Consider the following 11,856-nt stretch of genomic DNA (forward strand, 5'->3'; position numbering starts at 1 on the left):
CCACGTCATCATTCGCCATGCCATTCCCGCTCCGGGGTGGGACGGCATCGCCTGCGCCATCCCACCTATTTCGTCGCGGCCCGTGTTGCAGCGGCCGCCGCGGCGGCCGTAGGCGATGGCCGTCGAAGCCGGTTTCATGCCTCAGCCAAGGCTTCCGCCCGAACACTTTCATCCCTGGGGATCCTGAACCACGCGACATAGAGTGCCGGCAGGAACAGCAGTGTGAGCGCGGTGCCGATGACGATGCCGCCCATCATGGCGTAGGCCATCGGCCCCCAGAAGATCTCGCGCGAGATCGGGATCAGCGCCAGGGTTGCCGCCGCCGCCGTCAGCATGATCGGCCGCATGCGGTGTTCGGTCGCCTTGATGACAGCCTGCCATGGCGCCAATCCCTCGGCACGCAGTTGCTCAATCTGCACCACCAGGATGACGGAGTTGCGGATCAGGATGCCGATCAGCGCCAGAATCCCCAAGATGGCGACGAAGCCCATCGGGGCGTTGCTCAGCAGGAGGGCTGCGACCACGCCGATCAGCGCCGTCGGCGCGACCGCAAAGACCAGGAAGAGGCGGCTGAAGCTCTGCAGCTGGATCATCAGGATCGTCGCCATCGTAAACAGCATCAGCGGAGCCACCGCCGCAATCGGCCCTTGCGCCTCGGCGCTGGATTCGACGGCGCCGCCGATTTCCACCCTGTATCCGACAGGAAGGTTCTTCTGGAATTCCTCCACCTTCGGCTTCAGCTGATCGACAATCGTAGCCGGCTGTGTCGAACCGATGACGGCCGCCTTGAGCGTGATGGTGGGCTGCCTGTCGCGACGCCAGATCGTTGGCTGCTCAAGTTCGAAGCGGAAATTCGCCACGGCCGAGAGCGGCACGACCTTGCCGTTGGAGGTCGAGAGCTGCAGATTCTCAAGCGTCTGGACGGAATCGCGCTCGGACGCCCTGGCCCGGCCGATGACATTGACCAGGTAAATGTCGTCGCGGATCTGCGTCGCGGTCGAACCTTCGACAATACCGTTGAGAGCCGTCGCGATGTCCTCGGAAGAGACGCCGAGCTGGCGCGCCTTGTCCTGCAGCACATCGACCTTCACCACCCGCGAAGGCTCGTTCCAGTCCAGCACCATGTTCGACAGCAGCGGATGGGTACCGACAACGCCTGCAAACTGCTGGGAAATATCACGTACCTTTTGGATATCCGGGCCGCTGATCCGGTACTGGACCGGTTTGCCCACCGGCGGGCCGATATCGAGAAGCTTCACGAAGGCGTCGGTGCCGGGGAAGGTCTTCGTCAGATAATCCTGCAGCTCCGCCCGCACCTTGTCGCGCACGTCGAGACCTTTGGTGACGATAATGGTCTGCCCGAAGGTGACATCGGGCGTCTGCACATCGAAGGACAGGATGAAGCGTGGGGCGCCCTGGCCGACATAAGTCGTCCAGTGATCGATATCCTTGTTGTCGGCCAGCATCTCCTTTTCGAACTTGCCCATCTGCCTGTTGGTCTCGGCGATCGAGCTGTTGTGCGGCAGGTTCCAGTCGATCACGAGCTCGGTTCTGTCCGAGTTCGGGAAGAACTGCTGCTGCACCAGCCCCATGCCGCCGACCGAAAGCGCAAAGACGCCGACCGTCAGCACGATGGTGATCCAGCGCCAGCGCATAGCGAGCGTCAGCAGCCACGAGAAGACGGCGGCGAAACGCCCCTTCTTCTCGTGATGCGACTTCATCGTCTTCGGCAGGATAGTGACCCCGAGAAGCGGCGTGAACAGCACGGCGACGATCCAGGAGACCACAAGCGAAACCGCGATGACGACGAAAAGCGTGAAGGTGAATTCGCCCGCCGCACTGCTGTTGAGACCGACCGGGATGAAGCCCGCGACGGTCACCAGCGTTCCCGTCAGCATCGGAAAGGCCGTCGATGTGTAGACGTGGGTCGCAGCCTTCCTCAGGTCGTCACCCGCCTCCAGGCGGGCCACCATCATCTCGACGGCGATCATGGCGTCGTCGACGAGCAGCCCGAGCGCTATAATGAGCGCGCCGAGCGAGATGCGCTGAAGCGAAATGCCGGAATATTCCATTACCACGAAGGTGATGGCGAGCACGAGAGGAATGGAGATCGCTACCACCATGCCGGCGCGCAGGCCGAGGCTGATGAAGCTGATGACGAGCACGATGACGATCGCTTCGAAGAGCGCGCGGGTAAAGCCCGAGACGGCTTCATCGACGACATGGGGCTGGTCTGAAACGCGGTGGACATCCACCCCGATCGGAAGATCGGCGACGACCTGTTTCATCCGCGCGTCGAGCGCCTCGCCGAATTCGAGCAGGTTGGCGCCCTGCTTCATGCCGATGGCAAGTCCGATCGCCGGCTCTCCATTGAAGCGGAACAGCGCCGAGGGCGGATCGACGTAACCACGCTTGATCGTGGCGACATCGGTCAGCGGGAAGAAGCGGTCGTTGATGCGAAGGTTGATCGACCTGAGACTCTCCTCGGAGGTGAACTGTCCGCTCACCCTCAATGCGATGCGCTCCGGACCAGCGTCGACGAAGCCGGACTGCGTGACGGCATTCTGGGCCTGCAGCGTCTGGATGACCGACTGCTGGTCGATGCCGAGTGCCGCTATCTGGCGTGTGGAGAATTCGAGATAGATTGCCTCGTCCTGGGCGCCGATCACATCGACCTTGCCGACATTCGGGACCGTCAGAACTTCTGAGCGGGCATTTTCCACGAGATCGCGAAGCTGGCGCTGGGTGAGCCCATCGCTGGTGAAGGCATAGATGTTTCCGAACACGTCGCCGAAGCGGTCGTTGAAGAAGGGACCGACGACCCCGCTCGGGAAATCCCCCTTGATGTCGGCGATCATGTTGCGGATGCGCAGCCAGGTCGGCGCGACGTCCCTAGCCTTGGTCGTCGGCAGCAGCTCGACGAAGACGGTCGTCTGGCCGGCGACGGTCTGGCTCTTGGTGTAGTCGAGCGATTCCAGTTCCTGGAGTTTCTTCTCGATCCTGTCGGTCACCTGCCGCGTCACCTCCTCGGCGGAGGCGCCGGGCCACTGGGCGGTGATGACCATTGTCTTGATGGTGAAGTTCGGGTCTTCCTCGCGGCCGAGGTTCAGATAGGAGAAGGCGCCTGCGAGAATGAAGACGATCATGAAGTACCAGACGAGCGAACGGTGCTCGAGCGCCCAGTCGGAAAGATTGAAGGACTTCACTGGCTGATCTCCTGGTCGATCCTGATGGCTTGGCCATCCTCAAGTTTATGCACGCCTGCCACGACGACCCTCTCTCCGGGAGCGAGCCCTTCGGTGACGCGGACGGTGCCGCCGTCAACGACGTCGCCGTCGATCTTCACGCGGCGCAGCGCCACCTTCTTGGCAGGCACATCGACGATCCAGACGCTGGCGCCGTCGCTGCCGGCAAGGATCGCCGAGGAAGGCAGCACGATCTCGGGGTCGGCGGCGATGGTTGCGGAGGCTGTGATGACCGCGCCGAGCCTGAAGGCTTCAGGCGGATCGGCAAGTGCGATCTTGGTCCTGCTCGTGCGGGTGGCGGTTTCCGCCTCCGGCGCGATTTCGCGCACGACGCCCGTCGTGCGGATCGAAGGCTCGAGCTGCAGCGTCACGTCGAAGGGCGCGCCGATCTTCAGTTTCTGGGCAGCGGCCTGAGGCACGTCGACCACCGCATCACGCTTGTCCGGCCGGGCGATGGTGACGACGGTCTGGCCGGCCGACACGACCTGGCCGACCTCGGCCGATGTCGCCGTGACGACCCCATCAAACTCCGCCTGAAGCTGCGCATAGCCGAGCTGCTCCTTGGCCTTGTCGAGATTGGCCTGCGCCTTGGCGACGGCGGCCGCGGCCGTCCGTCTCGCCTGCTCGGCTTCTTCGAGCGAGGCTTCCGTGCCCGAGCGCGATTCCACCAGCGCGCGCTGGCGCTGTTCCGTCGTTACAGCGTTTCGAAGCTGGGCGTCGCTATTCTCGACATCGGACTGGGCGCTGCGCACGGCAAGCTCCAGCGCCAGCGGATCGATGGCAGCAACCACGTCACCCTTCTTGACGACATCGCCGACATTGACGTTGCGGGCGATCATCCGCCCGAGGATCCGGAAGCCGAGTTCGGTCTCGATCGTCGGCTCAATCGTGCCGGTCAGGCTGAGGCTTGTGGCGGGCGTCTGCCTGACCGTCATCGACAGCACGGGACGGGGCGCCTCCTGCGTGCTTTCCTCCGGCTTCGTGCAGGAGGAGATCAGGGCCGTACCCATCATCAGGGCCATTATCTTGGGACGAATACTCACTTGGATACTTCCTTCACATAAGACACGGTTTCACCGGGCCTGAGGAATTTGGTCCCGTCGGTCACCACGACATCTCCCGCCGACACACCCGATTTGACGACGAAGCTGCCGGTCTCGTAGCTGGCGACATCGATCGCTCTCATCGAAACCGCTGAGGATGCAGGATCGACGATCCAGACGGCTGGCTTGCCGTCCTTGGAGGACATTGCCGACCAGGGCAGCTGAATGACGTCCTGGGGGACATAACTGAATTTCCCGACGACGGGAGCGCCGAGGGGAATGGGAGCATCGCTCGTAATGGCGACTTTGACCCTGATGGTTCCGGTGGAAGAATCGATCGTCGGCGAAATCTCGCGCACCTTCGCCGTGATCTTCTGCAAGGGGTTCGACAGCAGGTTCACAGTGCCGTCGCCTTCGATCGGACGCAGGAACGCACTCTCGACAACTTCGAAGACGGCGTCCCGGTCGCCGTCATGGGCAAGGGTGAAGACAACCTGCGCGGCCTGCGCCACCTGCCCGACCTCGGCATTGCGGGCGGTGATCACGCCATCGGCATCGGCTTTCAGCTCCGTATAGGACAGGGTGTCTTGCGCGGTCTCGAAGAGCGCCTGCGCCGACTTCGTCGAGGCCTGCGCCGTCAGGAGCGCCTCCTGTGCCTGGTCGAGTGCGGCCCGCGTCGTCACCTGCGTTCGAAACAGGCTCTGCTGACGGTCGAAGGCGAGCTGTGCCTGGGTCTGCTGGGCTTCAGCCGACTGAAGATTGGCCGCCGCCACATCGAGATCGGCCTTCTGCTCTTCCGGATCGATGCGCGCCAGTACCTGCCCCGCCTTTACTGACTGACCAACTTCCACCAGCCGTTCGATGATCTTGCCGCTGACCCGGAAGGACAGATCGGTCTGGACCCGGGCGCGCACCTCTCCCGTCAGCGCACCGCCATCACTCAGCGGCTCAGACTTCGCAACGACGACGCCGACCTGGCGCGCGGCAGGTTCGCTCGGCCCGCCAGGCTCACTGCAGGAGACGAGACCGATCGTGCATACGATCGCTGTGGCGATCAGAATGGTTCTCATAGTTGACCTCTTGCTCTCAACGGCAGCTGCTATATAATTGACTGACGGATTAGTCAATGAAACTTTTGCCACCGGAACGGCAGCACAAAACAAGGGAGCCGAGGCACGAATGGCAGCTCAGAAGAAACTCACGCGCGCGGAACAGAAGGCGCTGCGACCCATTCAGATCCTGGATGCCGCATTCGAGGAATTCGTCAGAAACGGGTTCACCGGCGCCCGCGTCGACGACATCGCGGACAGGGTCGGCGTCACAAAGGGCACGGTCTACGTCTACTTCGAGACGAAGGAAAAGCTGTTCGAAGCCATGATCAGTCACTTCTCCGTCCCCTTTCAGGAACTGCTTGAAATCACCGCTGGCCTCAGCGGCACTGCCACCGATAGGCTGACGTCCATTCTCGGTCTACTTTACGACCAAATCGCGGAGGATCGTACAACCCGCGAGTTGACGCGGCTGGTCATTTCGGAAGGACAGCGCTTCCCCGACCTGATCGATCGCCACCACGATCAATTCATAGCGCCAATTATCGCCAGGATCGACGCTCTCATCCTGGAAGGTGTTGCGTTGGGGGAATTTCGCGAAATTCCTGTTGAATTCTCAGACCTCGTGGTCGCGCCGATTCTGACGACGACAGTTCTGCGGCTGATATTCGATGATCGCCGCGTGCCGACGCCCAACAAGGACGCCTTCATGCGGGCTTATTTCGACCTGCTGTTCAACGGGCTGCTTGCCGAACGCCGCTGATTGCGAATGACGAAAATATCGACGCAAGCACATAGCTTTTCTAAAGTCTTTATGTGAAAACATCGAGTTAGCTTATGCTTCGAAGGTACGATCTGAATTCCTGGCGGAAAAAGTGGAACGTAAAGTCAATCTCAAGGATGTCGCGCGCGATGCCGACGTGTCGCTGAGCACGGCCTCGCACGCCCTGAACGGAACTGCGCCGCTCACGATCGAGGTGCGGGAAAGAGTGCTGGATTCGGCAAAACGTCTCGGCTATCTCGACCGCCGGAGAAAGAAGGCGACGATCGCCGCATTGCACGTTCTGCTTCTCGCCATTCCTGACGATGCCGCGCCGGAGAGCGATCTCAACCTAGTGAGCTGGACCATTCTCAACGGTCTTCGCAGGGAATGCGAGCGTCGAGGCATCCGCATCGTACCCTATGTCAGCAGCGGCCGGCGCATCGACGGCGCCGAGGTCAGGAAGATCGCGATAGCAGAACGCGCTGACGGCATCGTGGTGCTGAACGATGATCAGCCCGAACTCATCCGCAGCCTCGCCTCGGCTAACATGCCCGTCGTCATCGTCAACGGTGAGGATCCGGCCATGCTGGTCGATACTGTGACGCCCGAAAACCGCTTCGGCGCACGGCTCGGCATCGAGCACCTCATGGCGCTCGGCCACCGCCGGATCCTGCATCTGACCTGGAAAGGCCGCACGACCATCCAGCGCCGGTATGACGGTTTTTCCGATGCCTATTTGGCCGCACAGCTTCCGGTGCCGGAGGACATGATCATCGAGGCCGAGGGATATGAGCCCCGGCATGGCGAAGCGGCCATCAACGCGCTGCTCCATCGCGATCCCACGCTGAAAGGCGCCACCGCTGTCTTCTGCGCGGCCGACAATCTGGCGCTCGGCTGCCTGAAGGCATTGGCCGATCGCGAGATACGCGTGCCCGACGCGATATCTGTGCTCGGTTTCGACGACATCGTTCCCGGCGAGTTCAGCCGCCCGCCGCTGTCCACCGTGAGCGTGCCGACCGACCGTCTCGGGGCGGCAGCGCTTGCGCTCATCGAACAGCGGCTGATCGCCAATGATCCGCAACGGCCGGCTCATCGCCTCGAACTCGGCTGCCATCTCGTCCTGCGGGGCAGCATCGCACCGCCGCGCTGAACGGCCGGAAGAGCCAGCCTTTCGAAGCTCCGAAGCTCACATCAGCGCAAACGCTCAGCCCGTAACCGCGTATCCCTCGGGCTTTCACCAAAAGTGCTGCGGTAGATGATGGAGAACCTGCCGGCGTGCGCAAAACCCCAGATCGCGCAGATTTCGCGGACGGATTGCTGGTTTGTCGGATCCCGAAGCTGCTCGCGGGCCGCCTGCAGCCGGATCGTGCGGAGGTAGCTGGCCGGTGAGGTTCCCCTGAACGCCTTGAAGCCCGTTTGCAGCGCCCGAAGCGAAACGCCGACGCCATCGGCAACCATCGTCATAGTGATAGGTTCCGCGATATTGGCATGCATGTAGTCGATAGCGCGTCGGACATGCCAAGGTGCGATCAACGATACTTTCTTTTTTTCCAGATGATCGGAAAACCGATGCCGGCCAAATCGGATCACGAGATGAGCAAGAGTTTCGCTCATCGCGGCTGCGGCAAGAGGCGAGGATAGCAACGGACCGGCGCCGCGCATGCCCTGCACGATCGTCTGGAGCAGATTGCCGATCAGTTGGCCTGACTGCGTCGCGCGATCGAGAATCGGGTCGAGATCGAACGACTCCGAGAGGGGCTTTTCCACCAGCGAGGCGAGGACCCTTTTCACAACCTTCCAGTCCAGAAAAAGGGCGTCCGAGCGGTGCGGTCCTCCCTGGACAACACGATCGCCCACTTCGTGATTGTTGGCCATGAGAAAGTAACCGGCGCCGCTTTCGACCGTTCTCTTTCCTATCGACAGTCGAAAAGAGCCTGTGTGCGGCATGAAAAACGCGAGATGCTGCGGAGACTCATCAAGCGTCCGGATCATCCAGGAACTCTGATAGACCGAATGAAGCACCGTGAGCGCCTCGGTCCTTCTCAGATCCGCGGCCCAGGCGAATTTTCGGTCATCCTTCAACGGCTGTGCGCCGAAAACGCCGTAACCAGCCGTAAAGGCCTGAACCATTGATTCGAAGCTGGTCCCTCCATGCGTGGGCTCGAATCCGTAACCCCGTTGCTCGGCAATTGCCATTTTCTCCCGTCTTAACGCATCCATGCCGCTCGGTTCTTTTCTTCTGCCGCCTGACATCATCGCGACTGGTCTGGCCAATCTTGATGGGTTAAGCAGGACCGGCAAAACCACACATGATTTCGTTGCCCCGCAGAAGCAAAGCGTCCCCTCCACCTGCTTCACACTTACAGTGTAAATCAATATGTTTGGAAAATGAAGTACGCTCCGCTGGACCACGTTGCCCCACATTTCCTGCGAGACACAGAGCCCGCGAGAGTAGCCTCCCGTAACGAACGGGACCTTTTGCGGTTGATTTGGAAGTCGCCCGGCATCGAGCGCTCCAGCCTGACCGACCCACTCGATCTCACTCAGCAATCGCTGCACAGAATCGTCGGCCGGCTTCATGATCGGGGAATGGTCGTCTTTTCCCAATCGGAAAACCGGCGCGCCGGTCCACCAAGTCCGGAGCTGACACTGCGAAGGGAGTGGTGTCTGACGCTCGGCATCTCCATCAACGTCGGAACGATTGGCCTTTGCCTCATGGGTTTCGGCGAACCGTTGGACAATATGGAAATTCCCCAGGCCGGCTCGTCGCTATCCCTGGAAATGGAGCGGATCGAAGCAGCCGTCGAACAGATCCTCGCCCGGCGCGGCGCCAAGCGGCGCGACATCCTCGGCGTCGGCCTCGCCGTCTCCGGCCATCGCATGCTGGATACGGCTTTCAATTGTCCCCTGCCGCTCGCCCATTGGTCGCTGATCGACCTGGCGCCATTGCTTGGGGAGCGGCTTGGCCTGCCGGTCTGGGCGGACAATGTCGCCAGGACTGCGGCCTTGGCGGAAGCAATTTTCGGCGTCGGGCGTGACGTTGCCGATTTTGCCTATATTGCCCATCTTCATGGCTATGGCGGCGGCCTTGTCTCCGGCGGCATGCCGTTTCGCGGCAGTTTCGGAAATGCCGGCGAAATCTCCGTTCTTTTCGGGCGTCACGACTACGATGATCGCCCAGCTCTCAACCAACTGCTCGAGCATCTTCGCGCCAAGGGGCGCAGCGGTCTGACCCTGAGGGATCTGAAGGACGAAAATATGGTGGAGTGGGATGGTGTCGAGGAATGGATCGATCGCGTCACTCCGGCCCACAATCGAGCCATCAACGCGATCTGCGCGATCTTCGACCCGGCATTGATCGTGCTTGGCGGCGAGCTTCCACATTCACTTGCGAGAATGCTGATCGAACGGACCGAGTTCAATAATCTGCCTCGGCATGGTGCCTTGCGCGACATCCCGCAGCTCGCAGTGGCCCAGATCATCGATGCCCCCGGCGCGATCGGCGCAGCATTGATCCCGCTATTCGAGACCGTTTTGTAATGGCCTCTGCCAGTCAATCCGGCACGGCTCCCATCTCAATAGGACCGAAGCGCACACCGCAGGACCAGTTGCGGTGCGGTTCAGCTGGCACGACGAAATTGGAAAGGCAGTCTTAAATTCTTGGAGGTTTCCTCGCCTCGACTCCAATCGGTGCTGTGCGCCAAGATTCGTTCACTTCATTCCTGTACCCGCGATGCCCGTGGTGATGTACTTCTGCAGGAACAGAAACACGATCGTGACGGGCAACAGGCTGAGGAAGGTCATCGCCAGGATATAGTGCCACTGCACCGAGAACTCACCTTGGAAGGCATTGAGTCCGACCTGCAGGGTGAAATTCTCGCGGCTGTTGAGGACGATCAGCGGCCAGAGGAAATCGTTCCAGCGCCAGAGCACGGAAAAGATCGCCAGCACGGCAAGCGCCGGCGCCGTCAGCGGCAGGATGATCCGCCAGAAGATGCAGAATTCGCTCGCCGCATCGACGCGTGCCGCCTCGATCAATTCGTCGGGTATGGTCAGCATATATTGCCGAAGCAGGAACACGGCCGTCGGCGAGGCGACGGTCGGCAGGATCACACCCCAGAGATTATCAGCGAGTCCGACCCCGACGATGACGAGATAGGCAGGGACCATGACGACGGCGAGCGGGATCATCAGCGTCGAGATGATGATGACGAACACAGTCGTATCGCCCCGAAACTTGTATTTCGACAGCGCAAAGGCAGCCATGGCGTTGACGATAAGCGTCAGCAGCGTGGCAACCACAGTGACGAAGACCGAGTTCTTCAGGAAGGTCAGGAAGTTGAAGCGCGTCAGAGGATCGGTGTAGTTCTCGGTGGCAACGGTCAGATGCTGGACCGGCGTGATCCCCTTCACGTCAACGCTGACGGGTTGTCCCGGATTTGCAGGATCGACCATCTGCGCCTTGAGACCGATGCGCCTGATCATCGCCATTTCACGCTGCTGGCCGTCAATCGTGACGTTCCAAAGGCTGAGCGGCTTGTCGAATCCGGGCACGGTCTGCTCCACGGCGGCCCGCGGAAGAAGCGACGGCGGAAAGCGGGTGATCTCGGCCGCCGGCTTCAGCGAGGAGAGGCCCGCCCAGACGACGGGGATGAGCACGACGAGTGTTCCGCCGATCAGCCAGACCCATGACAAAATATCGGTGATATCGATGCGTCCGGCCCGGCGTGTGCGTGAGAGAAAACTGATCGGGTTCATCTCAGGACTCCATTCGCTTGCCCAAGCGCAGCTGTATGAGGGTGAGAACCAGAAGCACCAGTCCCATGAGAACCGATGCGGCCGACGCAAGCCCGAAGAGACGGAGATCGCTGCCGAAAGCCATCTGGTAGATATATTGGACGATGAAGCTGTTGGCCGTGCCCGGACCGCCGCCATTGGTCAGAACCCAGGCTTCGTCAAAGATCTGCACCGACTTGATCATCAGAAGGATGAATACGACAAGCAGGTTCGGAGCAAGAAGCGGAAGCGTGATCCTGAACAGTGTGCGGCGCGGCGAAGCGGCATCGATGGACGCGGCCTCGTAGAGATCTTTCGGGATCGCCTGGAGGCCGGCGAGCAGGATCAGCGTGTAAAAGCCCATATGGAACCAGACCGACACGACCACGACGAAAAAGCGCGACCAACCGACATCAAGCAGGAAGATCTCAGGGGGAACGCCAAGCATCTGAAAGAAGGCGTTCAGCAGCCCGTTGCGATCGAGAAACCACTTCCAGATCAGGCCGATGACGACGGGAGACAGCAGAACGGGATAGAAGAACATCGCCCGGAAGAAGCCACGCGCGACGATCGCCCTGTTAAGGATCAGCGCCGTGATCAGCGCCACCAGTAGCGTGGCGACGACATTGCAGGCCACGAACCAAACTGTGTTCCACACCGCCGTCCAGAACAGCGATTCCTGACAGGTTCCCGGCTGCAGATAATTGCCGCAGGTCAGCAGGGTACGGAAGTTGTCAAGACCGACGAACGGCCGCTCCGAAACGAACAGATTGGTGCCGCCGGTGAAGGCGTAGCCGACCGCGATCGCGATGGGAAGGAAGGTGAAGATGGCGAACAGGATGAGGTTCGGCGCCAGGAACAACCATGGCATCCGCTTGCGGCCGAACAGACGCTCGATCGCAGTCATCGGCGCCTCGACCACCCTCATCGCCGTTTCGCCTGTCTGAGACAGCAATGTACCGGCTGTGAGTTCTGCCATT

9 protein-coding genes are annotated in these 11,856 nt (G+C 61.0%); 3 read left to right on the top strand and 6 right to left on the bottom strand.

Features of this window, described 5'->3' with window-relative positions; translation table 11 throughout:
* Positions 1-134: 134 nt before the first annotated feature.
* Genes PH551_RS19845 through PH551_RS19855 form a run of 3 tightly spaced genes read right to left on the bottom strand, consistent with a single transcriptional unit; the run spans position 135 to position 5,358 of the window.
* Positions 135-3,206, bottom strand: coding sequence for an efflux RND transporter permease subunit (locus tag PH551_RS19845; protein ID WP_285194548.1), 3,072 nt, complete (start codon positions 3,204-3,206; stop codon positions 135-137).
* Positions 3,203-4,288, bottom strand: coding sequence for an efflux RND transporter periplasmic adaptor subunit (locus tag PH551_RS19850; RefSeq protein ID WP_285194549.1), 1,086 nt, complete (start codon positions 4,286-4,288; stop codon positions 3,203-3,205). Before PH551_RS19850 ends, PH551_RS19845 begins: the two co-directional genes overlap by 4 nt.
* The gene (locus tag PH551_RS19855) at positions 4,285-5,358 is read right to left on the bottom strand and encodes an efflux RND transporter periplasmic adaptor subunit (RefSeq protein ID WP_285194550.1); all 1,074 of its coding nucleotides are present in this window, start codon (positions 5,356-5,358) and stop codon (positions 4,285-4,287) included. Before PH551_RS19855 ends, PH551_RS19850 begins: the two co-directional genes overlap by 4 nt.
* 109 nt (positions 5,359-5,467) lie before the next feature.
* Here PH551_RS19855 and PH551_RS19860 point away from each other — a divergent pair, with 109 nt between their 5' ends.
* Complete coding sequence (locus PH551_RS19860; RefSeq protein WP_085781704.1) at positions 5,468-6,100, top strand: TetR/AcrR family transcriptional regulator; 633 nt, start codon at positions 5,468-5,470, stop codon at positions 6,098-6,100.
* Positions 6,101-6,212: 112 nt separating this feature from the next.
* Positions 6,213-7,250, top strand: coding sequence for a LacI family DNA-binding transcriptional regulator (locus tag PH551_RS19865; protein WP_285194551.1), 1,038 nt, complete (start codon positions 6,213-6,215; stop codon positions 7,248-7,250).
* A 41-nt stretch (positions 7,251-7,291) separates the two neighbouring features.
* On the opposite strand, the gene PH551_RS19870 is transcribed toward PH551_RS19865, so the two are convergent.
* A complete protein-coding gene (locus PH551_RS19870) occupies positions 7,292-8,296 on the bottom strand; it encodes a helix-turn-helix domain-containing protein (protein WP_483315432.1) in 1,005 nt (334 codons plus the stop codon).
* Positions 8,297-8,488: 192 nt separating this feature from the next.
* Between PH551_RS19870 and PH551_RS19875 the strand changes: the two genes are divergently transcribed.
* Positions 8,489-9,640, top strand: a complete 1,152-nt coding sequence (locus PH551_RS19875; RefSeq protein ID WP_285194552.1) for an ROK family transcriptional regulator — start codon at positions 8,489-8,491, stop codon at positions 9,638-9,640.
* Between the two features lie 171 nt (positions 9,641-9,811).
* On the opposite strand, the gene PH551_RS19880 is transcribed toward PH551_RS19875, so the two are convergent.
* Positions 9,812-10,858 carry a carbohydrate ABC transporter permease gene (locus tag PH551_RS19880; RefSeq protein ID WP_285194553.1) on the bottom strand — a complete coding sequence of 349 codons (1,047 nt, stop codon included), beginning with the start codon at positions 10,856-10,858 and terminating at the stop codon, positions 9,812-9,814.
* 1 nt (position 10,859) lies between these two features.
* Entirely contained in the window at positions 10,860-11,855 is a 996-nt protein-coding gene (locus tag PH551_RS19885) for a carbohydrate ABC transporter permease (RefSeq protein WP_285194554.1), read from the bottom strand.
* Position 11,856: the final 1 nt, after the last annotated feature.

Source organism: Rhizobium atlanticum, assembly GCF_030182485.1.
GTDB lineage: Bacteria > Pseudomonadota > Alphaproteobacteria > Rhizobiales > Rhizobiaceae > Rhizobium.